This window comes from Dokdonella sp. (genome assembly GCF_041395345.1).
Classification (GTDB): Bacteria; Pseudomonadota; Gammaproteobacteria; order Xanthomonadales; family Rhodanobacteraceae; genus Dokdonella.
In genome coordinates this window covers 76,524-98,682 of sequence record NZ_JAWLAR010000005.1, presented here as the reverse complement: position 1 = coordinate 98,682, position 22,159 = coordinate 76,524, and the positions used below count along the sequence as shown (strand labels likewise).

At 61.0% G+C, this 22,159-nt stretch carries 23 protein-coding genes; 10 read left to right on the top strand and 13 right to left on the bottom strand.

Annotated features, from left to right (window positions below; all coding sequences use genetic code 11):
- Positions 1-47 precede the first annotated feature (47 nt).
- From arsH to R3F00_RS06085, 5 genes are all read right to left on the bottom strand, one after another.
- Positions 48-782, bottom strand: a complete 735-nt coding sequence (gene arsH / locus R3F00_RS06105; RefSeq protein ID WP_371280860.1) for an arsenical resistance protein ArsH — start codon at positions 780-782, stop codon at positions 48-50.
- Positions 779-1,153 carry an arsenic resistance N-acetyltransferase ArsN2 gene (gene arsN2 / locus R3F00_RS06100; RefSeq protein ID WP_371280969.1) on the bottom strand — a complete coding sequence of 125 codons (375 nt, stop codon included), beginning with the start codon at positions 1,151-1,153 and terminating at the stop codon, positions 779-781. The genes arsH and arsN2 overlap by 4 nt, the downstream gene beginning before the upstream one ends.
- 74 nt (positions 1,154-1,227) lie before the next feature.
- Positions 1,228-2,304 (bottom strand): ACR3 family arsenite efflux transporter, encoded by a 1,077-nt coding sequence (gene arsB, locus R3F00_RS06095; RefSeq protein ID WP_371280859.1) that lies wholly within the window; start codon positions 2,302-2,304, stop codon positions 1,228-1,230.
- On the bottom strand, positions 2,301-2,828 hold the full coding sequence (locus R3F00_RS06090) for an arsenate reductase ArsC (RefSeq protein ID WP_371280858.1): 528 nt from the start codon (positions 2,826-2,828) through the stop codon (positions 2,301-2,303). Before R3F00_RS06090 ends, arsB begins: the two co-directional genes overlap by 4 nt.
- A 37-nt stretch (positions 2,829-2,865) precedes the next feature.
- Entirely contained in the window at positions 2,866-3,222 is a 357-nt protein-coding gene (locus R3F00_RS06085; protein WP_371280857.1) for an ArsR/SmtB family transcription factor, read from the bottom strand.
- A gap of 114 nt (positions 3,223-3,336) precedes the next feature.
- On the opposite strand from R3F00_RS06085, the gene R3F00_RS06080 reads away from it, so the two are divergent.
- The 9 genes from R3F00_RS06080 to R3F00_RS06040 all read left to right on the top strand — a co-directional run bounded on the left by R3F00_RS06080 (position 3,337) and on the right by R3F00_RS06040 (position 12,019).
- Positions 3,337-4,296 carry a carbon-nitrogen hydrolase family protein gene (locus tag R3F00_RS06080; RefSeq protein ID WP_371280856.1) on the top strand — a complete coding sequence of 320 codons (960 nt, stop codon included), beginning with the start codon at positions 3,337-3,339 and terminating at the stop codon, positions 4,294-4,296.
- A gap of 312 nt (positions 4,297-4,608) precedes the next feature.
- Positions 4,609-6,243 (top strand): DUF1254 domain-containing protein, encoded by a 1,635-nt coding sequence (locus R3F00_RS06075; protein ID WP_371280855.1) that lies wholly within the window; start codon positions 4,609-4,611, stop codon positions 6,241-6,243.
- Positions 6,244-6,440: 197 nt separating this feature from the next.
- Positions 6,441-7,046, top strand: a complete 606-nt coding sequence (locus R3F00_RS06070; protein WP_371280854.1) for a MarC family protein — start codon at positions 6,441-6,443, stop codon at positions 7,044-7,046.
- A gap of 301 nt (positions 7,047-7,347) precedes the next feature.
- On the top strand, positions 7,348-7,836 hold the full coding sequence (locus R3F00_RS06065; protein ID WP_371280853.1) for a hypothetical protein: 489 nt from the start codon (positions 7,348-7,350) through the stop codon (positions 7,834-7,836).
- Positions 7,837-8,511: 675 nt separating this feature from the next.
- Complete coding sequence (locus R3F00_RS06060) at positions 8,512-9,000, top strand: hypothetical protein (protein ID WP_371280852.1); 489 nt, start codon at positions 8,512-8,514, stop codon at positions 8,998-9,000.
- A 103-nt stretch (positions 9,001-9,103) separates the two neighbouring features.
- Positions 9,104-9,583 (top strand): hypothetical protein, encoded by a 480-nt coding sequence (locus tag R3F00_RS06055; RefSeq protein ID WP_371280851.1) that lies wholly within the window; start codon positions 9,104-9,106, stop codon positions 9,581-9,583.
- A 182-nt stretch (positions 9,584-9,765) separates the two neighbouring features.
- Positions 9,766-10,257, top strand: a complete 492-nt coding sequence (locus R3F00_RS06050) for a hypothetical protein (protein ID WP_371280849.1) — start codon at positions 9,766-9,768, stop codon at positions 10,255-10,257.
- Between the two features lie 430 nt (positions 10,258-10,687).
- Entirely contained in the window at positions 10,688-11,206 is a 519-nt protein-coding gene (locus R3F00_RS06045) for a hypothetical protein (protein ID WP_371280848.1), read from the top strand.
- Between the two features lie 234 nt (positions 11,207-11,440).
- Positions 11,441-12,019: an NnrU family protein gene (locus R3F00_RS06040; RefSeq protein WP_371280847.1), complete on the top strand. Its 579-nt coding sequence runs from the start codon at positions 11,441-11,443 to the stop codon at positions 12,017-12,019.
- Between the two features lie 90 nt (positions 12,020-12,109).
- Here the strand turns inward: R3F00_RS06040 and R3F00_RS06035 are convergent, their stop codons facing one another.
- A complete protein-coding gene (locus R3F00_RS06035) occupies positions 12,110-12,712 on the bottom strand; it encodes a hypothetical protein (RefSeq protein ID WP_371280846.1) in 603 nt (200 codons plus the stop codon).
- A gap of 235 nt (positions 12,713-12,947) precedes the next feature.
- Here R3F00_RS06035 and R3F00_RS06030 point away from each other — a divergent pair, with 235 nt between their 5' ends.
- Positions 12,948-14,624, top strand: a complete 1,677-nt coding sequence (locus R3F00_RS06030; protein ID WP_371280845.1) for a sialidase family protein — start codon at positions 12,948-12,950, stop codon at positions 14,622-14,624.
- A 14-nt stretch (positions 14,625-14,638) separates the two neighbouring features.
- Here R3F00_RS06030 and R3F00_RS06025 read toward each other — a convergent pair whose 3' ends face one another.
- The 7 genes from R3F00_RS06025 to R3F00_RS05995 all read right to left on the bottom strand — a co-directional run bounded on the left by R3F00_RS06025 (position 14,639) and on the right by R3F00_RS05995 (position 22,122).
- Entirely contained in the window at positions 14,639-16,021 is a 1,383-nt protein-coding gene (locus R3F00_RS06025) for a S8 family serine peptidase (protein ID WP_371280844.1), read from the bottom strand.
- Between the two features lie 83 nt (positions 16,022-16,104).
- A complete protein-coding gene (locus tag R3F00_RS06020; RefSeq protein ID WP_371280843.1) occupies positions 16,105-17,151 on the bottom strand; it encodes a HupE/UreJ family protein in 1,047 nt (348 codons plus the stop codon).
- Positions 17,148-17,993: a peptidyl-prolyl cis-trans isomerase gene (locus tag R3F00_RS06015; protein WP_371280842.1), complete on the bottom strand. Its 846-nt coding sequence runs from the start codon at positions 17,991-17,993 to the stop codon at positions 17,148-17,150. The genes R3F00_RS06020 and R3F00_RS06015 overlap by 4 nt, the downstream gene beginning before the upstream one ends.
- 125 nt (positions 17,994-18,118) lie before the next feature.
- Positions 18,119-20,053, bottom strand: a complete 1,935-nt coding sequence (locus R3F00_RS06010) for a DUF3604 domain-containing protein (RefSeq protein ID WP_371280841.1) — start codon at positions 20,051-20,053, stop codon at positions 18,119-18,121.
- Between the two features lie 247 nt (positions 20,054-20,300).
- Complete coding sequence (locus R3F00_RS06005; RefSeq protein ID WP_371280840.1) at positions 20,301-20,771, bottom strand: hypothetical protein; 471 nt, start codon at positions 20,769-20,771, stop codon at positions 20,301-20,303.
- Complete coding sequence (locus tag R3F00_RS06000) at positions 20,768-21,496, bottom strand: hypothetical protein (RefSeq protein ID WP_371280839.1); 729 nt, start codon at positions 21,494-21,496, stop codon at positions 20,768-20,770. Before R3F00_RS06000 ends, R3F00_RS06005 begins: the two co-directional genes overlap by 4 nt.
- Positions 21,493-22,122, bottom strand: coding sequence for an RNA polymerase sigma factor (locus R3F00_RS05995; RefSeq protein ID WP_371280838.1), 630 nt, complete (start codon positions 22,120-22,122; stop codon positions 21,493-21,495). The genes R3F00_RS06000 and R3F00_RS05995 overlap by 4 nt, the downstream gene beginning before the upstream one ends.
- Positions 22,123-22,159 lie beyond the last annotated feature (37 nt).

The following is a 22,159-nucleotide window of genomic DNA, read 5'->3' as shown; positions in this document are numbered from 1 at the left end:
CTAGTGGCGGAATGTTGCAGTGATCTTTCACGGAAGCTGCCGGTGCCTCAGGAAACTGCCCTTGCCGGCAGGCCCGCGGCGGCGGGCATTGCTGCCGCGGAAATCCTCTCGGAATAGCGATCGGTCAGGCGTTCCGCATGCGGGCGCAGCAGAACGGTGAAACGCACCAGCTCTTCCATCACGTCGACGATGCGTTCGTAATAGCTTGAGGCGCGCATGCGTCCGTTCCCGTCGAATTCCTGCCAGGCCTTGGCTATGCTGGACTGGTTCGGAATAGTGACCATGCGCATCCAGCGTCCGAGCAGGCGCAGTGCATTGACCGCATTGAAGGATTGCGATCCGCCGGAAACCTGCATCACGGCCAGCGTGCGGCCCTGAGTCGGACGCACGCCGCCGCTGTTCAACGGCAGGTGATCGATCTGGGCCTTCATCAGGCCACTGATCGTGCCGTGACGTTCCGGGCTGCACCAGACCTGTCCCTCGGACCAGGAGGACAGCTCGCGCAACTCGCGAATGGCCGGGTGATCGTCGCCCTCGACCTGGTCAGGAAACGGAAGCTGCGAGGGATCGAAGATACGTGTTTCGGCGCCGAAAAAGCGCAGTAGACGCGCCGCCTCCTCTACTGCCAGACGCGAATACGAGCGGGTTCGCAGTGATCCGTACAGAAGCAGGATGCGCGGAGGCCGGGTGTCGTCAGGAAATCCAGCGGCCGGGCGCACGATTGCCAGGCGCCGATCGAGCGCCGGCAGCAGATCGGGATCCGGAAGCGGGCGCAAGCTCATGCGAGGTGCCGAAGCGTCTTGCTCATGTAGACTGCGCTGGCGGGGCAGAGGCTTTGGAACTCCCGGCTCTCTGCAATGCCGGCTGGAGCCTGCTCGCGTGCCAGAGGGACATAACCGTGGCGACGGAAAAATCGCTCGGCGGTGGTTGTCAGCAGATGCAGCCTGTCGCAACCGCGATCGTGTGCGAGGCGTTCGACCTGCCCAAGTACGCAGGCCCCCATACCGCGATTTCTTTCTGCAGGCGCAACCCACATCGAGCGCAGAAGCAGATCCCGGCCTTGTCCTTCGAGGCCGGCAAACCCCAGCGTCTCGCTTTCTGCGTGGAAACGGAAGAATATCGCTGGCGCATCGACAAGATCCTCCGCTGGCATGTTCTCGCTGTCGAGTACGGCACGCAGTGCGAACAAGTGCGCCGCATCCAGCGTTTCGCATGCCGGCATTGAAATCATGCGCCGGCACCTTCGTACCAGCCACGCGTGCGCTTGACCAGGGCGACAATCGACAGCATCACGGGCACTTCGACCAGTACGCCAACGACTGTAGCCAGCGCAGCGCCGGAGTTCAGGCCGAACAGGCTGATTGCTGCGGCGACAGCCAGTTCGAAGAAGTTCGAGGCGCCGATCAGTGCGGCGGGCGCCGCCACGCACCAGGCCACGCCGAAGTGCTTGCTCAGCCAGTAGGCCAGGCCGGCATTGAAATAGACCTGGAACAGGATCGGAATGGCGATCAGGGCGATGATGGCCGGTCGCGCAAGAATCGCCTCGCCCTGAAACCCGAACAGCAGGACCAGGGTCGTCAGCAAGGCCAGCAAGGACATTGGTTGCAGCACAGACAGGCCGCGACGCAAGCCTTTCTCGCCACCGCGCAGCAGCATGCGACGCAGGATCTGCGCAACGATAACCGGCAGCACGATGTAGAGCACCACCGACAGCAGCAAGGTATTCCACGGCAAGCTGATCGAAGCCACGCCGAGCAATAGCGCAACCAGTGGTGCGAATGCAAACACCATGATGACGTCGTTGAGTGCAACCTGGCTCAGGGTGAAATGCGGCTCGCCTTCGCAAAGATTCGACCAGACAAAGACCATGGCCGTGCAAGGTGCTGCAGCGAGCAAGATCAGGCCGGCGATGTACGAACCGATTTCTTCGGCTGGCAACCAGGGTGAAAAAATCCCGGCCAGGAACACACTGGCGAGCAGGGCCATCGAGAACGGTTTTACGGCCCAGTTGATGAAAAGAGTGATACCGATACCGCGCCAGTGCCGGCGCACCGTTCCTAGCGCCGAGAAGTCGATCTTGACCAGCATCGGCACGATCATGATCCAGACCAGCACGGCAACGACGAGGTTGACGTGGGCAAACTCGACGGCGGCGATGGCAACGAAAGCGCCGGGCACGCCATGGCCCAGGCTGATTCCGACGATGATGCAAAGGGCGACCCAGACGCTCAGGTAGCGTTCGAACGTGCCGAGCCCGGCACGCGCGGCGCTGTCTGCCGCTTCGCTTTCCACCGCGGTGGTCATGGTGTCTTCAGGCTGCCTGCAGACGCGCCGTCCTGACGACCGATTTCATGCAGCTGCGCACTAAGGGTGTTCTTGTCCAGACGCTCCATCGGAAGTGCCACAAACACCGAAATCCGGTTCTTCAGATGCCTGAAAGCGGCCGCGAACGCCTGCTTCTGTTCGATCAGGGTGCCCTGCACGGCTGCAGGATCCTCGATACCCCAATGCGCAGTCTGCGGATGCCCGGGCCAGATCGGACAGACTTCGCCAGCCGCGTTGTCGCAGACCGTGAAGACGAAATCCATGACCGGCGCGTCGGCCTTCTCGAATTCGTCCCAGCTCTTCGAATGCAACCCCTGGGTCGGATAACCGAGGCTGCGCAGGGTGTCGATGGCCAGCGGGTTTACTTCCGGCTTGGGCATGCTGCCGGCGGAAAAAGCGCGGAATCGACCATGACCTTCCTTGCTCAGAATGCTCTCGGCAAGGATGGAACGGGCAGAATTGCCGGTGCACAGGAACAGCACGTTGAAGACTTTGTTGGACATGGGGTATCCGGTCGGTCGGAAATCTATTCGAGGGAAGTCAATTGCAGCGCGCAGTCGCCGCATCACAGCAGGACGCAAGCTCGAGCATCAGCGGTTCGCACAGTTCACTTCGGCCGCTGCAGCAGTCCTTGAGCAGGAAGACAGTCAATTCACGGAATCGATCGAGATCTGCGCGATAGGTGATCGAGCGGCCGTTCCGCGCCGAACGCGCCAGGCCGGCATTGACCAGGATCGACAGATGGCTGGAAGACGTGTTCTGCGGAATATCCAGTGCACGCGCAATCTCACCGGCTGGCAGGCCCTCCGGTTCATGACTGACCAGGAGTCGGAACGCTTCGAGCCGAGACCCTTGGGCGAGGGCTGAGAGAATGCTTGTTGCTTCTTGTATATCCATGAATCCAGAATAATGGATATATTGGGATCAGGCAAGTGGCATTGTTAAGGGGCCGCTTCGAACAACCGGGGTCTCCCGGGCTAACATGCCAGCCTCGCATCGGAATCCGCGCATATGCCAGACACAGCCAACGGCCACTGCGTGGTCGCCATTGCCCAGATGGCACCGGTCTGGCTCGACCGCCGGGCCACACTGTCGAAAATGGCTGGCAGGATTCGCGAGGCGGGTGAATCGGGTGTACGCTTGCTGGCTTTCGGCGAGGGCGTATTGCCGGGTTATCCCTTCTGGCTCGAGCACACCGACGGTGCGCGTTTCGAATCGAGCCTGCAGAAGGGCCTGTTTTCGCACTACGTGGACCAGGCCGTGGATATCGCCGCGGGCGACCTCGGCGAGCTGCGTGCCGCGGCCCGCGAAGCAGGGGTCTGGGTCATGGCGGGCTGTATCGAACGCGATCGATCGCGCGGATACAGCGTATTCGCCTCTCTGGTCACGATTGATGACGACGGTGAAGTTCGCAACGTGCACCGCAAGCTGATGCCTACCCATGAAGAACGCCTGGTCTGGTCAGCCGGCGACGGCGCAGGACTGCGCACCCTCGACTTCGACGGATTCCGCCTCGGCGGGCTCAACTGCTGGGAAAACTGGATGCCTCTGGCGCGATCGGCCCTGTACTCGCAAGGCGAGGACCTGCATGTCGCAGTCTGGCCAGGCAATCTGCACAACACTGAAACGATCACGCCGTTCATTGCGCGAGAAGGACGCAGCTTCGCTTTGTCGGCGTGCAGTCTCCTGCGGCGCGAGGATATTCCCGGGAACGCCCCTCATGCCGACATGTTGCGCGACACGTTGCCGCCCGTCTGTGCGAACGGTGGATCCTGCATCGCCGGTCCGGATGGCGAATGGATCGTCCCGCCACGCGTCGACGACGAAGTTCTGCTGATTGCCGAGATCGATCGGGCGCGGGTGCGCGAAGAGCGTCAGAATTTTGATCCGTTCGGTCACTACTCACGCCCGGACGTGCTCGAGCTCCAGGTCGATCGCCGGCGTCGTAGCGGTGTCGTCATCAGTCGGTAGAAGGACAAGCGGCACTCACAACGGTCTGTTGCTCCCCGGCTGAGTGCGAAAGGGCAGCGGCCGATAGGCGTATTGAAGACTTGCAGGAGAGTGGCACCGCACCATGCGATCCGACAGCGTCGTGATGGTAGTATTTTGTTCTTGGCGTTCGCGTTCCTGATGACTCATGGCGAACCCGACGAATTCATGTGCGCTGCCAGCACGGTCCGTCGCGATGCGTCGTGCAGATTGACCGAAGATGCGGACGGGCAGATTGTCCGCCAGGGCCGGACTCGACAGTTTCTTGTGACCACTCAGGAGGAACAGAAAGACATGAATACGAACCAGCAGCGAAAGCTGATCGCCGGGTTGACGGCGACCGTCGCGGGTCTCGCCCTTGCAGCAACCGCTGGCGCGCAGGGGCCAGGCAACACGCCGCCATCGATCTATACGCCAGACAAGGTCGAAAGCAGCATTGGCACGCTCGAATACCGTGATGGTGCGCCCACCGCGGAAACCGCACGGAAGGTCTACGACACCCTGGCCTTCACGCGTGCGCTCAACGTCTACAACAACAGTTTTCGCGGGGCTTCGGCCTATGCGATCGCAAAGGGATTCCGGGATATTGGCGCCGACTACAACACGGTAGTCATTTTTTCAGAGCTGATGGATTCCAGCTCCCTGTTCCTGACGGCCAATGCGGACACGGTCTACTACCTGTCGGCGGTCGATCTGAGCAAGGGACCGATGGTGATCGAACAGCCGCCCAAGAGCGTCGGCACGATCAACGACATGTGGTTCTCCTGGATCATCGACATCGGCTTTCCGGGACCGGATCGCGGCGAAGGCGGCAAGTACCTGATCGTGCCGCCGGGCTATACCGGTGAGCTCCCGGATGGGGGTTTCAACGTCGCCCACTCGAAGACCAACCACATTCTCTACGCCGCACGTGCCTATCTCGAGAACAACAGCCCGAAAGCGCCCGTGGCATTGATCAAGAAGCACATGAAGATCTATCCCTACACGCCGGGAGGCTATGGTACCAGTATCGCTACCGCGCTGGAGGGCAAGGTCAGGCTCGAGCAGAATCCGCCCATTCCGGAGACAAAGTTCGTCGAAGCCAGCGGCAAGGTGATGAACACGATTCCGCCTTCTGATTTCGGCTTCTTCGAGATGATCAACGAGAATGTCCAGAACGAGCCGGCCACCAGCTACGACGTCGAGCTTGCTGGGCAGCTGGCCGCCATCGGCATCGTCCACGGCAAGCCGTTCGCACCGGACGAACGCATGAAGAAGATCCTCACCGACGCGGCCAAGGTCGGTAATGCGGCCGGTCGCACGCTCAACTGGCGCTCGAACATTGGCCATCCGGACTGGAACTACTACGACAATTCGAACTGGGCGAGCATGCTCTGGGAAGGCGGTGCCAACTTCGAGACACCGCCGCCCATGATCACGAAGGAGGGCATGTTCAAGGCCGATCCGCCGACCGGAGCGCGCACGCTCGATTCGCGGACCGCGTTCTACTTCGGCTATACGCTCGATTCGCCGGGCATGATCATGCGCCTTCCGCGCGTGGGCTCGCAGTACCTGATGGGCTTCCTTGATTCCGAAAACAATGCCTTTGACGGCTCCAGGACCTACAAGGTAACCCTGCCCAAGGATATTCCGGCCGCTGCATTCTGGTCGTTCACCGTGTACGACAACCAGACCCGCTCGATGTTGCAGACGCCGCAGCGCTACCCGCGAGCCGGAAGCCAGAGTTTTCCATCGCCTGCGGCGAAGGCCAGTGCCGATGGCTCGACCACGGTCTACTTCGGGCCGTCCAAGCCGGCCGGCGTCGATCGCGGCAACTGGATCCAGACCATGCCCGACAAGGGCTGGTTCACGATTCTTCGACTCTACAGCCCTCTTGAATCGTTCTTCACCAAGCAGTGGCAGCTGTCCGAGATCGAACCGGTCAAGTAACTTGAATCACGCTTGAACCGTGCGGGCTGCCGCATTCAAGGCGGCCCGCACACGTTTCACGAACAGTTGCGGCCGCAACACTGCAACGATCGCGCTGCCCCGGTTGCGGTTGCATGCGGCGAATCGTGTTATCCACCCGGTTGGTCGGAGGCGAGCGGGTAGATTGCAAGCAGGACAAGGACTTGAATGGTGACGGCATGAAGGAACATATCCAGGCAATCGTAACCCTCCTGTCCCTGATCAATCCCGGTGTCTGTGTGCTGCTGTTTGCGCGTGCGGAGAGTGACCGCCCGACCCACGCGCGCTATGCCGATGCAAGCAGGGCGGCAGTTGCCATCGGCATCATCCTGCTCGCTGCAGCGTTGCTCGGCACCCGCTTGCTGCATGTCTTTGGCATCTCGCTGGATGCCTTCATGGTCGCTGGCGGTGGCGTGCTGGCCTGGATGGGCTTCAACATGTTGAGCGGTCGGCCGATGGCTCCCGGCAACGCGGACTCCGGAGCATTGGCGCCGCTGATTCTGTTTGCCGCCAGTCCCGGTACCATCACGGGTGTCATCACGCTCTCGGCTGCCCAACCGCGCAACGATTTTCCGGCAAGCACCCTTGTCGCCGTCTCCGTAGCCGTCCTGGTCACCTGGATAGTTCTGATGCTTTCGGCCCGGTTTTCCGGCCAGCAAGGCGGGGACGGGCTGGCGCGCGACACGCTGACCCGGTTCATGGGGCTGATCGTGCTTGCCATGGGCGTTCAGTTTGCACTGACCGGGTTCCAGGCCTTTCCAGGGCCCGCCGGTACCGCTGGCTAGGTCGCCCATGACAGTGACGCCTGCGCAGCGGCTTCCGGCGAACTTCGCACATCAGTCATTGACCGGATTCGCCAACCCTTGTCCGGATGCACGCGTATCCAGACTGTCGTCGCCATGCACGACACGCCCGGTTGCCGCTCCTGGACTTCTGGCCCATAGACGAAGGGCCGATCACTAAAATACGATTTGTGTCGTACAGACGGGCAGGGAAATTTGGCCCGGATGTATCGCACCCTCGTCACGTTGTCTCTGCTGGTCCCATGTCGGGTTCGGCAGGGTGGTTTGATACCCGGAGATTGACATGTTCAAGATGCTGGTTCTGATGACTGCGGCAGCATTGCTGTTTGCATCCCCCCTCCATGCCAAGAAAAAGCCTGTCGAAGACGCTGTCGTATCGAGTACCTATGAGGCATTCGTGCCGCTGGTGGAAAAGATTCGCGGAGAAATGGCCACGGGAGAGCGCTACGAGTTCCTGTCGAACGCGGACCGCGACACGGTCAACGCGATCCTGGACGAAATGTCCGGCATGCTCGAGAAGTCCGGCTCAGTCGCCGCAATGCAACCGGAAGAGCGCGCCAGGATGATGACCGACCAGGAGAAGGTCAACGGCATCCTTGCCAGGAATGCCGATGATCGTCTGATCTGCACGCATGTGGCGCCAGTCGGCTCGCACATCCCGAAGACCAAGTGCCTGACTGCGCGCCAGGTGGCCGAGAACCGTGAACGGTATCGAAAGAATGCCATCGATCTTCAGAATGGCAGCCTGTCGGGCGGCGGTCCCGGAAGCTGAATCCAGCGTACAGCGATCACGGCGCCACCCAAGATCTGGTCCGGAGTGTGGCGCCGAGTTTCCGACGCGATCTTGCCGAAGGGGGCACGTGTCGGCGGGTGACTTTCACGGTTTGACCGGTTCCTCGGCGCGCGGATCCTGACTGGCAATTGTCGGAAATGTTCGTGTCACGCAGAGTCGATAGTGCAACGCGTGTCGGCGATCCTGCATCGTCCCAAGCCATCTGCCTGCCCCCGAATCTCCATCGGGGGCGGTTGCCTGGTGATCTTTCTGCACGAAGCAATCCGCGATTCTCTCGGAAAGAGTCCGGAGCTGTTCCCTTCGCTGCATGAAATGGCCTGAAGCCGAGCATCTGCGTTCCCGGACGCACTGATTTTCGAGATCCAGCGTACCTGGAGTTGCCGCGGGCATGGACGGGTCTGCCAGGGTGCGCTCACGGACTGCGGTGCAAGATTCGTACAGCTCTGGCGTTTTTAAGAATCCGTTTGACCGATGAGCCAGCGACTCTGGCTGCAATCCAGCGTGGCCTGCGACACGGCGTCGACCCAATTGACATGCTGAAATCCCAGAACTACGATACTATTCGTAGTACGTTCGCGATTGTGAAAGCGCATTCGATCCCGTTGACCTGAGGGTTGCGGGTCCTGCTTTCCACTTTACTGGAGCGCAAACCAGATGCATCGACCCCTCGCCCTCATGGCTCTTGCTCTCTTCCTTGCAGTCGGTAGTGCTCTTGTCTCGGCAAAGGAGCCTGTCGAGCAAGTCGTTGTCGCCGACACGCCGGAAAAATTCGAAGTACTGGTTGCTTCGGTACGAGCGGAAATGGCGCCGGGCGAACGCTACGAATTTCTGCGCGGCAAGGACCTGGAAACCGTCAACATGACGCTTGACCAGATGACCGCGTTGTTGACCAAACGCGGCTCGATCGCAGAAATGAGCAAGGAAGAACTCGCGCAAATGATGACCTACCAGGAAAAGGTCAATGGCCTGCTGGCAGGCCACGCGGACGACCGCCTGGTGTGCACGCACGAAAAACCGGTGGGTTCACACATCCCGCGTACCGAGTGCCACACAGTCAGGGAAATCGAAGCCAATCGAAAGGGAATTTGGCGTCAGAAGGAAGAACTCAACGACCTGGGCCGAAGAGCAGTGCCGACGAGCTGATTTCGCGAGTCAGAGTTCCCTCAGTGCGCCCGAACATGTTCTCAGGCGAATTGAAAGCGGCATCCTGTCATGCCAACATCCTGCGGACTTGCAGGGGATTCGAATGTTTCGCGTCAATGTTTTCTCACTGGTGTTCCTGTTTTTGCTCGCGCCGCATGTCCACGCCAAATCCGAGCCGGGCACGGACGCTGTCGAGGCCAATTCATACGAGAACTTCGTACCTCTCGTGGCCGCCATTCGGGGCGAGATGACGGTGGGTGGCCGTTACGAATTTCTCAGGGGCATGGATCGCGACTCGGTCAATGAAAAGCTGGATGCCATGGCGGTATTGCTGCAATCGAGCGGCACGGTCGCCGACATGTTGCCCGATGCGAGGATGACGCTGATGGCGGACCAGGACGCGGTCAATCAGCTGCTCGCGAAATTTGCGGATGACCGGCTCATTTGCACCTTTGAAGCGCCCATTGGATCGCTGATTCCGAAGAAGCGCTGCCGCACCCTGCGTCAGATCGAAAAGAGTCGATCAAGATCCAAGGGTCAGATCATGGATATCCAGAGGGACTCCAGTCTGGGTAACGAATAGGCGGAAGCAGGGGATCCCTGGCAGTCTGTCGTCGATGTTGACTTGTCCGACCGTCTTGACTACGATTTGTTTCGTAGAATGATGGAAGGCCGAGGCCAGAAGGGGCTGCGGCAATTCCGGCACATCGTACGTCGGCCCGTTTCATCGGTGCGACGAAGACCCGTACTCGACAGGAGCCTGACATGCGCAACGTATTCTTGTTTCTCACTCTGAGCCTGATGTTCGCCTCGCCACTCAGCGCCAAGAAGGCTGAAGAAAAAGCCGTTGTAGCCGATACGCCGGAAAAATTCGAAGTGCTTGTGCTGGCGGTTCGCGAGGAAATGGCGCCGGGAAAGCGTTATGAATTCCTCGACCGCAGGAACCGCGAAACGGTCAATCACCAGCTCGACCTGATGCAGCAGATGTTGATCGAGGCCGGATCGGTTTCGGCGATGGATCAGGAGACCAAGGTCAAGCTCTTCTCGATGCAGGAAGAGGTCAATGGCATCCTCGCGCGCAATGCCGATGATCGGCTGGTGTGCACGCATGTGGCTCCGGTGGGATCGCATATCCCGAAAACCACCTGTCACACCGTGCGCGAAATAGCCGCCAACAGGGCGGAGGGTCGCCGACAATCTCAGGAACTCGTCAATGAGGCGTTGGCCACGGAAGCGATCAGGAACAACGGCCTTTGAATCGGCGCGACAACCGGCTATTCAGGGTTCGGAGTGAGCCAGCGCAACGGAGACCGGGGCCCGGGAATGCGCAGGAAACCACGACCGCAAGTGCAGGCCGGGCGCACGCCTGATCCAGGCCTCCACCTGCATCGAGTGCCTGCCTCGAATCAATCGGCCGCACGGAATGGCCGTAATTGATCGTTGAACCCGGACCTGGGCGGCCGTACCCAGGCAAACGTCTGGAGCAAAAGAAGTGCGCAGGGCCAGCTGTGCTGAATCCAGGCCGCGTCAGCAAGCGTTTCTTGAACATGAACGAGCCTGCGGTTGACAGCGTGCGATCCGCAAAATACGATAGATATCGTATAAAGCCCGTGGTCACCGCGGTATACAGCGGCTATCGATCCACTATCGACTGTGGGTCTTCTCGCAAGAAAAATGGGAGCCCGTCATGCGCAATCTCGTCTCGCTGGTCATTCTGACCTTCATGTTCGCTTCACCATTGGGTGCGAAAGAGGCCGAAGAGAAGGCCGTGGTGGCCGACACGCCGGAAAAATTCGAAGTGCTGGTGAGTTCAATTCGCGAAGAAATGGCGCCGGGAAAACGCTATGAATTCCTGAGCACGCGCAACCAGGCGACAGTCAATCAGAATCTCGATCTGATGGGCAAGATGCTGGAGCGTGCCGGCTCGGTCGCCAACATGGATGACTCCACGCAAATGGAACTTCTCTCCATCCAGGAAGAAACCAACGGGATCCTCGCGCGCAATGCCGAGGATCGACTCGTCTGCACCTACGTGGCCCCGGTCGGAACGCATATACCGAAGAAGACTTGCCATACCGTGCGTCAGCTCGCCGAAAACCGGAGAAAATTCAGAAGTCAGCTGGGGGATTTGCAAAAAGAACAACTGAGTATCGACGGGGCCGCGACCAGCCGGTTCAACGGGAATGACGCTCCGGGCGGAAACTGAGCGATTCCCCTGAATCCACACTCGATCGGCCTGTCGCCGTCATGGAGGGGGTTCGGCCCATGCTGCCTCGGGAGCGTTGGCAGGGTGCGCAGAATCCTCAATTTCGACAGGTTGTCGGCGCCTTTGCCTGGTTCGGTGGCAGTTCAGTTTTCGGTGGATGAGTGCACTGGGCAAAGAGGTATCAAGTAGCGCAATGCGCGATACTGAGCCGTCCTTCCAACGCGGATGCTTGACATGGGGATCTTGATACTGGGCCTGGTGATCTTTCTCGGCGTGCATTCGGTACGCATGTTTGCCGACGGTTTTCGAGCGAAGACAATCGCGCGGCTCGGCGCAAATCCATGGCGCATCTTGTACAGCCTGGTTTCAATCGCCGGGTTCGTGCTTGTCGTCTGGGGCTTCGGCCTTGCGCGACAGCAGCCGGTACTGCTGTATGCGCCGCCACCGGCCCTGAAACACGTCAACATGCTGTTTACCCTGATTGCGTTTGTTCTGGTTGCGGCAGCCTACGTGCCGCGCAACCACATCAAGGCGAAACTGGGGCATCCGATGCTGGCAGGCATCAAGCTGTGGGCATTGGGCCATTTGCTGGCAACCGGCTTCCTGCATGACGTTGTTCTGTTTGGCGCATTCCTTGTGTGGGCGATCGCCGATTTCGCGGTGTCACGTCGACGTGACCGATTGAACGGAACGACACGACCGGCAGGCACACTGGCGGGTGATCTCGCCACCGTGCTGATCGGATTGGCAGCCTGGGCGGCATTCGCCTTCTGGTTGCACTTGCGCCTGATCGGAGTAAGCCCGATGGCCTGAAGCAGGCCGCCACGCCCCCGATGTGCTGAGCTCTGCAACCAGTTGCGCAGCCGGATTCGACAGCGAATCCGGCTGCGCCTCAGCTGCGCATTACCCGGGCACCGGCTCGGTCGCTGCCTCGGTCTCGTCTGCCGACGGATTGTCATCGACAACATCTCTGGCCTTTTCCATCGCCTTGTCCCTGGCCATGTCGGTGGCGGCATCGGTCATCGAACCGCTCTTGAGGGCAGCACCCGCAGCGCTGGTGCCGGCGGCACCACCGACCAGATCGCCGGCCTTGTCATTGACCGCATCCATGGCCTTGTCCCTGGCCATGTCGGTGGCGGCATCGGTCATCGAACCGCTCTTGAGGGCAGCGCCCGCAGCACCGGCTCCGGCGGCACCACCGACCAGATCGCCGGCCTTGTCATTGACCACATCCATGGCCTTGTCCCTGGCCATGTCGGTGGCGGCATCGGTCATCGAACCGCTCTTGAGGGCAGCGCCCGCAGCGCCAGCGCCGGCGGCACCACCGACCAGATCACCGGCCTTGTCGTTGACCGCATCCATGGCCTTGTCCTTGGCCATGTCGGTAGCGGCGTCGACGGCCTTGTCGGTGGCCTGGCCGGCAGCACCCTCGGCAGCGACCAGCGGTAGTGAATTGGCAAACATGAACATGATTGCGAGTGTCATTGTCGGGTAGATCAACTTCATGGCGACCTCCATCTTGCCTAGCGCCCCGATGTGGGGCGACGGAACCTTGGCCAAGATCGCGGCCAATGGGTCCCACAAAGATAGCACCGCGAAATCCAACCCATGGTTTTGTCACAGTATTTTTCGAATCAATCCACGGATCATGCTGCGCCGGAATCCCGGATAGCCAGGCGCGCAAGATGATCGAAGCGTCAAGTTACGATAGGCTTCGTTGAAAGAGATCGGAGGGCAGGTCATGGCGAGCAACGTTCGGTGGATTTCTACAGTATTCGTTCTGGGCGTAGTGATGGGCCTTGCATCCTGTGGGGGCGGCAGCTCGAATTCGACGGCGCCCGCACCGACTACGCCTCCTCCCCCGCCACCGCCTCCTCCCCCGCCACCGCCTCCGCCGACACTCGATCCGGAATACCAGGCTTCTGCAGCGACTCCATTCAGCGCGAACTGCGATGGCGTGGCGGTCGCCGGTACGGTCTATGCAAATGCCGAGGTGGAGCCGCATTTTGCCGTGGACCCCGGCAACCCGATGCGAGTCTATGGCGCCTGGCAGCAGGACCGCTGGTCCAGCGGTGGTGCGCGCGGCATTGTCGTCGCTGTATCGAATGACGGCGGCCAGAGCTGGTCACGCAGTACCCCGGCATTTTCGAGATGTGCGGGAGGCACGCCGGCGAATGGCGGCGATTATGAGCGCAGCAGTGATCCCTGGGTTGCCGTTTCGCCGGATGGTACCGCCTACACCATCGCCATCGCATTCAACGGGGCGTCGCTGGCGACCGGCTCGGTCACCTCGGTGCTGGTCAGTCGCTCCGTGGATTCCGGTGCAAGCTGGAGCGCACCAACAACGCTGGTGCGTGAATCGAACGATGTCTTCCACGACAAGGAAACGATTACCGCAGACCCGACCGATTCGCGCTTTGTCTATGCAATCTGGGATCGGATCTCCCTGGCCAATTTCGGGCCGACCTGGTTTGCACGAACCGTCGATGGAGGCCAGAGCTGGGAAGTGGCGCGTCCGATCTTCGATCCGGGGCAGAACAACCAGACCCTTGGCAATCTGATTGCCGTCCTGCCCAGCGGGACCCTGGTCAACATCTACACGCGAATCGACGCGGTAGCCAATGGCGGGACAGCCGCCTATCTTGATGTGATCCGCTCGACCGACAAGGGTGCGAGCTGGTCCACTTCCATCCGAATCGCCAACCAGTTGACCGTAGGCACCGTTGATCCGGAAACCGGAATGCGCGTTCGCGATGGCGGCCTCGTTCCTTCGGCCGCGGTCGCCCCAAACGGCGATCTGTACGTTGCCTGGCAGGACTCGCGATTCAGCGGCGGAGCGCGCGACGGCATCGCGCTTTCCCGATCCGTTGACGGCGGATTGACCTGGTCTGCGCCGGTCCGGATCAATAGCAATGCCGCGGTTGCGGCCTTTCTTCCAGCGGTCAGTGTTCGCGCGGACGGCAGGATCGGCGTCAGCTACTACGACTTCCGCAGCAATACGTCGGACAACAGTACCCTGTTGACCAGCATCTGGTTGAGCCAGTCAGACGATGCGCAGACCTGGAATGAAACGCAGGTCGCCGGCCCATTCGATCTCAGTCTTGCGCCGCTGGCAGCCTGGGGGCCCACGACCGGATATTTTCTCGGCGACTATCAGGGATTGGCCAGCAGCGGTTCCGTGTTCGTGCCGTTCTATTCGCGCTCGGGAACCGGAGGGAGTACCAATCGCACGGATGTCTTTGCAGCGCCCGCAGTATCCGCCTCAGCCAGCGCCTCCTTGCCGATCAAGCACGCTGCGGCAGAAGCGGCGCCCGTCGCGATGTCGACCGAGTACAGGCATCGCATTGCCGACAATATCGAGAAGATCATGAAGATCCGCGTGCCAGGAAAGGATCAGGGATCGGGCCGCGTCGACTGATTCGAATGCGAGGGTCAGTGCTTGTCGAATGAAGGCGCTGTCGTGGCGATGCCTGACGGTTGCTCGAAGCAGGAACCGCGCCCGCCATGGACCGAGTGGGCAGCGGCGCATGCGTCGATCTGATCAGGCTGCGCCTGCGAAGTGTGTTTCAGCAGCGTGGCCAGCGCAGTCGAATCGGTTGCGGGCGCGAGCTGCAGCAGCAGTGCCACTGTTCCGGTCACGTGGGCGGCTGCGAGCGAACTCCCCGAGGCATAGTCGTAGCTTCCGCCCGGTTCAAGGGTAAGGATCTGCTTGCCAGGCGCGCGAAGCGCAGCGTTGCCAGGCGCACTGGGGTCGGGTGTGCTTGCGCTGACTGCAATGACGCCAGCCACGCCTGACGGAAACCCGAACGGCCTTCCATCGGCAGGCGTAGCGGCGACCACGATCTTTCCGCGCCTCAATGCGACGTCCAGCAGCTGTTCAAGCAACGGGTCATGCGGCCCCCCGAGACTCAGATTGATGATCCTTGCATCCGAATCGATGGCTGCGCCCAGAGCCTGGGCGAGCGTGAAGCTGTTGCAGCGCGCTGCCGGTCTTCCCGCGACCAATGGCCAGCACGCGCGGAACGCGTGCAGACTGGCTGCAGGAGCCACCCCGACGATACCGACGCCATTGTTGGCCACAGCCGCGATGACGCCGGCGACCTCGGTGCCATGTCGATCCGAGCCCGGATCCAGGGCGGGCGTGTTGACGAAATCGCGCTGTCCACGGATCCGCCCTTTCAGATCAGGATGCGTGGAATCGACACCGGTATCGATCAACGCCACGCCAACACCCTCGCCATTGGCCAGTCGCTGTGCCTGCCCTGCGCCAATCGAGGCAAAGCCGGTCTGCAGTGCGACATACGGGTCATTGTACTGGTCGGTCGACGAAGCGCTGCTCGCTGCGGCCAGCGAGCCGGACGGAGTCGAGAGGGTGTCGAATTCTTGCAACTCCTGGGCGAGTGCTACCCGGCGATCCGAACGCAATCGAGACAGAACTTCGGCGCGATCACTGCTTGCCGCTATTGCGTACACCATGCAGCGCAGGTGCAGCGGATCGATCACCCAGGCGGACAATTCGACAAGGCCATGATCGCGGGCGAGCCCCGCCGCGATCGCCCGGGTTCTCGCACTGCCGGAATAGTCCGCCTGCCTGCCATAGCCGCGCTGCGTGGATCCGGCAGCAAGCGCCGGATCGGGTCTTTCTTCAACAGCGACAATGATTGCGCGCGTTGCCGGGATGGCGCTCGATTGCGCGCGAAGCTTGCCTGTGCCTGCAAGCATCAGGCATGTCAGCAGGACCACGGCGCCACAAAAGCCGCGCGGGAACAGGCGCTGGCCCGAAAGGGCGATCCGAAACCCGCATTCAACTCCCATCGCAACCTTTCTCCCCAATCGCCATCACGCAGGGATGATCTGCCTGCCGGATCGGCACGGACAGTTGTCTGACCCCTTTCGGCTCAGCCAGCCTGTTGCCAGAATGAGTCGACGCGCTCGATGACCCAGAACATGGCCAATACTCCGATCGAGTACGGACCCACATAGCTCGCCCATGCGGGCCAGCGCAGAGGCAGACGCACAAGTGCGAACTTCAACGATAGTGCGAACGCCACAAAGATCAACTGACCGACTTCGACGCCGACATTGAACATCAGCAGGGCGACAGGAATCGCCTTCTGTGGCAAGCCCACTTCGGCCAGTGCACCGGCGAAGCCGAAGCCGTGCAGCAGGCCGAAGGCGAAGGCGACGACCCAAGGTGCACGCGCTGTCAGGCCCGGTCTGCCTTGCAAGCCATGCACGACCTCGGCGGCGACAAAGACGATGCTCAGCGCGATGATGGCCTCGACCGGAGGACCGGGTACGCGCATCCAGCCCAGGGTCGCCGAGACCAGGGTGATGCTGTGTGCCAGGGTGAATGCGGTGATGGTCAGGAAGATGCGCTTGCCGCCCCTGACGATCAGCAGCAGGGCCAGCACAAACAGCAAATGATCGAAGCCGGCGAGGATATGTTCGACGCCCAGAACGAAATAGGACCAGGCCACTTCGCCGATACCGCTTGCCGCGATGATCGTGAATTGTGGATCGTCGGGCAGCATGCGTTCGACCTGGCTGGTGCCGTCTTCGCGCTCGACGCGCACGATCACGTCGGTTACACCAGCGGCTATGCCTTCGACGCGCAGCGTTTCGCCGACCAGTCCGCCTTCACGCCGGATCCTCCAGCGTTCGACATAGGCGCCGTCGTTGAACAGCGCTTGCGCATCGCCCAGCGTCTCGGTCCCTTCGGGAAACGCGATTTGTACGTCAAGCTTTCGATCACCCTGTGCGGGCACTTTCCAGAGCACTGAATAGCGGTCGGCGCCTTCTTCGCGGAGTTCCAGGTAGGCCGGACGAAACACATCGGCCTGTACGGCCGTGCCGAGGCACGCGAGCCAGGCCACGATCAACCAGCAGGCACAGGCGAACGGTTTCGGTCGGCACGAACCCGGAGTTGCAGAACTCGGCCTCATGGGCCGGCAGTTTCCGGATCGGCTTCCGGGGTCGCTGGCTCCATGCGCACCGTGTAATTACTCTTGCGCTCAAGATAGAACGCCTGCTTGCCTTGCATTGTTCGTTCGTACAGCAGGTCGCGTTCGACCGCCTTTTTCGCTTCAGCCAGTGTCGCCACCCGGCCTGGCTCTTTGAGGTCGATGCGAACCAGATGCACGCCGAAACCCGAAGCGAGCGGCTCACTCCACTGTCCGGTCTCCATCGACGCAATCGAATCGCCAAGGCGGCTGCCGAACACGCGCACGATCTCCGATAACGGTCGGTCTCTCAGCGTCGCGGGCAGCTGCGTGGTATCGCTCTCGACGGGCTTTCCCTCCAGAAGTGCCTTGCGGGCCGCGATCACATCGGCTTCGAGCGCATCGCCATGGCGAGACGGATCGAAGTAGATCTGGGTCAGCGAGTAGCGCGGTTCGATTTGATAGTCGTCCGGATGCGCGTCGAGCCAGGCTTGCAACTCTGCTGGCGTTGGAACCTGTGGCGTAGCGCCTTCGGCCAGGAACTCGATCTTCTGCATGACCCGTCGGCGGATGACCTGGTCGTTCACATCGAGTCCCAGCTTCCGGCCTTCGCGATACAGCACTTCCTCGCGAACCCAGTTTTCGACCAGACCATCGAGCTCCTGTCGGCTCGGCTCACGCTGCCAGACCTTGGAAAACTGGCTGCGCAGGTTGTCGACCTGGCCGCGTGTGACAAGGATTTCGTCAGGGGCACCCGATCCACCTTTCACACTTGCATAGAGCACGAACAGCAGGGTGCCGAGAATCAGGAAATGAACGAGTGGTTCGTGAAGGATTCGACTCATCTCGGATGGTCTGCTGGGGAGATATTCGAACAAGACCCGTTGCCGCACCAAGCGCAATCAATGCATGACAACCCGATCGGCCAACGTGCACGGAAATGCATTTCGCCCGCCCCGTGCAATGTGGATCAGGAGTCGGGCGTGTACCAGATGGGTGACGAGTAAGCGCGCTCCTGGGTCTGCATCGGTACTTCCCTGGGCAAGTCGAGGTTGTAGCGCACGGCATCATAGGCAGTCCAGCGCGGGGTCGGGATCTCGACGACACGCAGGTAATAAAAGGCACGCTGGGTCGGATCGAACTCGGGGTCCTGCCACAACTTGACGAATTCGGTGGAACCGATCGTGTTCGTGTAGGTCGCCTTGGCGACATCCACCGTGTTACCCAGGGGTGGCAGCTTGCCATCGGCACTCAACTGGCGATCGCCGGCCCAGACTGCTTCGTAGATCTTCTCCCGGGTCTCACCATTTGAGTCAACCCAACCCTTGACGATCTGCGCGCGATCGAGGTTGGCTCCGTCCGGATCCTTAGTCACCGCAATAAGAAACGTCGGTGATTTTCCGCTTTCGGCCGCGCTGAGGTCCCCGCCCATTGGCACGCCCTTGGAATAACCTGCTTCTGCAATGTCGCCCTTCGCGTCCTCGGTGGTGTAATCCCAGCCGCCAAAGAAGCGCACGGTCATGCGTGGCCCGGTGGTCGCATAGACTTCCTTCCTTTGCAGGGCGTCGAACAGTGCTTCGCGCGTGTTCTCGGTCGCCCAGACAGCGGCATAGCCCGATGCCACCTCTTCCCAGCTCATGATCGTGTCGATCGGCGTCTTCACGAATGCGTGGCGGGTGCGTTCGGGGGATGGTTCACTGGTTGCCAACTTGCCCCAGAAGTTGTTGTCGTCGGCGGTGGCCAGGCCGGTATGCGAATCGGTGCTGCCAATCAGGCCGAACTTGTACGGGTTGGTGCCGAGTCTGGCCTCCAGCATGAGTCCGTTCTTGAGCGCCGAGCGCACGTACTCGAACTCCAGCATGGAGGTCTTCTTGGCAGCAGTCAGGTCCAGGTTACCCTTGTCCCAGTTCTCGAAGTCGGCGAATTCGTCATTCGGCGACAGGAACGGATGCGTCTCGCTGTCACCCTTCATTTGCGTGGCTTCATAAACGCGCTCACGCCTTGCGCGCGTCTTCGCATATTCGCTGTCGACCGGCTGGCCATCATAGGTCTGGTCGACCGGAAACATGATGCCGTTGCTGAGGTTGCCGTTGTGCGCGATGGCCAGGACCTGGTCGCCGGTCCTGGCTTCGTAGGCGTCCATCCATTTCCACAGATCCCGCGGGTTGGAGCTTCCTGGCGGATAGTTGGTGAATGGCTGGGCTTGTCGCGCCGTGTCTCCATTGCCGCGGAAAATCACGTTGCGATGCATGTTCGAACCATTGACCAGCGAGGTCCATTCGTAGCCGATAAGCGCGGTGAACTTGCCAGGGTCATTGGCATCCTCGGCGGCCTGCACGATCGAGTGCCAGGTGGATTCGAACCCGGGCGACCCCGGGTTGTACATGATTTCCTTCGGAAACTTGCCCTGGGCGAACGTGGTGATGATTTCCAGTGCAGCCTCCTGTTGCTTGCCCTCCTGCATCAAGTCGTACCAACCCCTGGCGACAGGGTTGGCGAGCAGTTCAGGCTTGCCCGCCTTCAGATCGGTGATCAGTCCCATCTGATCGGAATGGTCGGAGACAACGAGGAAATCGAGTGGCCGGGAAAGTTGGGCTTTCTGCCCGGTGGCACTGGTAACAGCCTCGCCCCTGGCAAAACGATAGGCATCTGCCGGCATCAGTTGCGTGCCCGATGCTCCGGCATCCATCGACAAGGCCGTATGCAGATGCGTGTCGCCAAAATAGACATGTGTCGGATAGGCAGGTACCGAGCCAGTAGCCGGCCGTGCCTTGGGCGATACCTCGGCAGGTGCCGGGTTTGCGGCTTCGCTATTCGCCGGCGGTGATTCGGGCCTGGAGCAGGCTGCCAGCACCAGAGCCACCAGAGTGGTCGTGATCATCGCTGTGAGAATGGATCGCTTCATTGGAGTGCTCCAGGGGTTGGCATCTCTGGTCGTTGGTCGCGAGTCGCGGCAGGATATCAATCTGCCGCCTTACTCCCCAAGTCCGGACGCATCCATCCCGTGTCATGCCGGGTCAGGGCGGACCGCAAACGGGTAGTGCGACTGTCATACTAGCATTCTGGCGATCAGCCTTGACGCGCCGCCGGGGGTGGAAGCCTGTTGCGTGCGGTTTGTTCGCCGAGCTCGAACAATTCCTCGTGACGGCTGGTCAGGTTCCGGATGCAGCCGAATTCAGCGTGTAGAAGGCCTGCTGAGGTTGGGCCAGCCTGACCCGCCGATCATTGCGCAGCCGGACCAGCAGCGCATTGCGCTCAACACCGACCGGCATTTCGAACAGCGTGCAGTGCAAATGCAGCAGATCGATGTTCCAGTTGGCGATCTCTACCAGCTGATGATCACGCGCGATATCAGCGGACGTGAGTCTGTTGCGTGTACTGGCCGAGTAGCCGGACAGGCCGCCGTAGCCTCGCGAAGTGCCCGCAACCACGGGCGCAGGGTCGGGCCGCTCGGCTATGGCGACGATAATACGCCGCTCATGGTCGGACGTCGCAGCGCCGGCATGGGCCGGACCGACAATGCATGAGAACGTGCACATCAGCGACACCACGCAGCGCCTCGACAGGCTCGATTGCGTTCGAGGGCTCGAAGTGCGTGCGCTCGTGTCGATGGACTTGGTCATTGCGAATGAGCGGGCCCGAGAATGGGCTCGACAAGGAGAATGCCCGGCTTCTTGCGCAGCAGCTCGATTGACTCGAGATTTCGTCGACGGCGTTCCTGCTGACTCCGGGCGGCGTCGGCGTCCGTCGCACCCGAGACGGGGGCCAAAGCAAGGATGGTTGAACCGGGACTGCTGCCGACGATTTGCAAACCGGCCTCGTCGAGCAGGGATTGCAGGTCGCCCAGTCTCAGGGCCGGCGACGGCACGAGCCGTATGCTCGCTGCAGGAGCCGGCGAGGTGCTGCTGCTCAAAGTTACGTAGCGCGCGGCTGGATCCGCGGAATCACGTGAAGCCAGCAGCAATGTGCCGAGCGCAATCAGTCCACATGCCTGGAGGACCACGACCGCGGCCAGACCGGCCAGCCAGCGACGGCGGTGTGCCCACGCGAATGTGACATCCGTTGACGGCGATGGTGCAGACACATCGGCTGCACGCGCCTGCGCAACAGCTTCATCGATCCGCCTGTTCATGGCCTGCAGCGCATTTCTGGCGCGGGTGTCTTCCCGCGTGCCGGAGGCGTTCATGCCTGCATGGATTCTTTCCTGCAGGGCCAGCTCCTCCTGGCAATCCGAGCATGTCATCAGGTGACCACTGGCGCGCTCTCGCTGCTCCGCAGTGGCGCTGTGGTTGACGATCCACGGGATCAGGTCCCAGGTCTGGCGGTGAATGGAATCGGTGGGGTTCATGCCTGTTCTGCCTCCGTCTCGGGCCCGTTTTCGCCGGCGAGTCCGGGCAGGGTGTTGCGCAGACGAACTCGGGCACGAAACATGCGCGCCTTCACCGTACCGATCGCACAATCCATGATCTCTGCGATTTCCTCACAGGACTGTCCGAGCAGATAGGCAAGTTCAAGGGTCATGCGCTGTTCGTCGGGGAGCAATGAAAGGCCATGCGACAGCCATTCGCGTTGCTCGGCCATGTCAGGACCGGACTCGACATCGATCAGGTTCGCCGGATGCTCGGCCTCGGCCACATCGCGCGTGCCGAGCATGGATCCGCGTGATCGGTCCCGCAGATGTTTCATCAGGGTCCGGTAAGCTATCGAGACTATCCACGTGCGCGGTTTTGAGTCTCCGCGGAAGTGGACGGCACCGCGCCAAACCGCCCAGAGCGTTTCATTGATGACATCATCGACCAGATCAGGACGACCGGCGCTGTGAATGAGGAAGCGGGTCAGTGGTGGGTGGTAGCGCAGATAGAGTCTTTCGAACGCCGTACGATCGCCCAGGGCAATCGCATGCAGCCATTTCAGCTCACACTCGTCGTCCGACTCTGCGCGCGACGCCTCGCAACCCTGCGCGGCATTGTTCATGCAAACTCCAGTGACGGGATTCCGGTTCATCAAGCCT

Coding starts and splice junctions, on each gene's coding strand:
- arsH (WP_371280860.1), bottom strand. CDS start 782: ATGAGCTTGCGCCCGCTTCCGGATCCCGATCTGCTGCCGGCGCTCGAT.
- arsN2 (WP_371280969.1), bottom strand. CDS start 1,153: ATGCCAGCGGAGGATCTTGTCGATGCGCCAGCGATATTCTTCCGTTTC.
- arsB (WP_371280859.1), bottom strand. CDS start 2,304: ATGACCACCGCGGTGGAAAGCGAAGCGGCAGACAGCGCCGCGCGTGCC.
- R3F00_RS06090 (WP_371280858.1), bottom strand. CDS start 2,828: ATGTCCAACAAAGTCTTCAACGTGCTGTTCCTGTGCACCGGCAATTCT.
- R3F00_RS06085 (WP_371280857.1), bottom strand. CDS start 3,222: ATGGATATACAAGAAGCAACAAGCATTCTCTCAGCCCTCGCCCAAGGG.
- R3F00_RS06080 (WP_371280856.1), top strand. CDS start 3,337: ATGCCAGACACAGCCAACGGCCACTGCGTGGTCGCCATTGCCCAGATG.
- R3F00_RS06075 (WP_371280855.1), top strand. CDS start 4,609: ATGAATACGAACCAGCAGCGAAAGCTGATCGCCGGGTTGACGGCGACC.
- R3F00_RS06070 (WP_371280854.1), top strand. CDS start 6,441: ATGAAGGAACATATCCAGGCAATCGTAACCCTCCTGTCCCTGATCAAT.
- R3F00_RS06065 (WP_371280853.1), top strand. CDS start 7,348: ATGTTCAAGATGCTGGTTCTGATGACTGCGGCAGCATTGCTGTTTGCA.
- R3F00_RS06060 (WP_371280852.1), top strand. CDS start 8,512: ATGCATCGACCCCTCGCCCTCATGGCTCTTGCTCTCTTCCTTGCAGTC.
- R3F00_RS06055 (WP_371280851.1), top strand. CDS start 9,104: ATGTTTCGCGTCAATGTTTTCTCACTGGTGTTCCTGTTTTTGCTCGCG.
- R3F00_RS06050 (WP_371280849.1), top strand. CDS start 9,766: ATGCGCAACGTATTCTTGTTTCTCACTCTGAGCCTGATGTTCGCCTCG.
- R3F00_RS06045 (WP_371280848.1), top strand. CDS start 10,688: ATGCGCAATCTCGTCTCGCTGGTCATTCTGACCTTCATGTTCGCTTCA.
- R3F00_RS06040 (WP_371280847.1), top strand. CDS start 11,441: ATGGGGATCTTGATACTGGGCCTGGTGATCTTTCTCGGCGTGCATTCG.
- R3F00_RS06035 (WP_371280846.1), bottom strand. CDS start 12,712: ATGAAGTTGATCTACCCGACAATGACACTCGCAATCATGTTCATGTTT.
- R3F00_RS06030 (WP_371280845.1), top strand. CDS start 12,948: ATGGCGAGCAACGTTCGGTGGATTTCTACAGTATTCGTTCTGGGCGTA.
- R3F00_RS06025 (WP_371280844.1), bottom strand. CDS start 16,021: ATGGGAGTTGAATGCGGGTTTCGGATCGCCCTTTCGGGCCAGCGCCTG.
- R3F00_RS06020 (WP_371280843.1), bottom strand. CDS start 17,151: ATGAGGCCGAGTTCTGCAACTCCGGGTTCGTGCCGACCGAAACCGTTC.
- R3F00_RS06015 (WP_371280842.1), bottom strand. CDS start 17,993: ATGAGTCGAATCCTTCACGAACCACTCGTTCATTTCCTGATTCTCGGC.
- R3F00_RS06010 (WP_371280841.1), bottom strand. CDS start 20,053: ATGAAGCGATCCATTCTCACAGCGATGATCACGACCACTCTGGTGGCT.
- R3F00_RS06005 (WP_371280840.1), bottom strand. CDS start 20,771: ATGACCAAGTCCATCGACACGAGCGCACGCACTTCGAGCCCTCGAACG.
- R3F00_RS06000 (WP_371280839.1), bottom strand. CDS start 21,496: ATGAACCCCACCGATTCCATTCACCGCCAGACCTGGGACCTGATCCCG.
- R3F00_RS05995 (WP_371280838.1), bottom strand. CDS start 22,122: ATGAACAATGCCGCGCAGGGTTGCGAGGCGTCGCGCGCAGAGTCGGAC.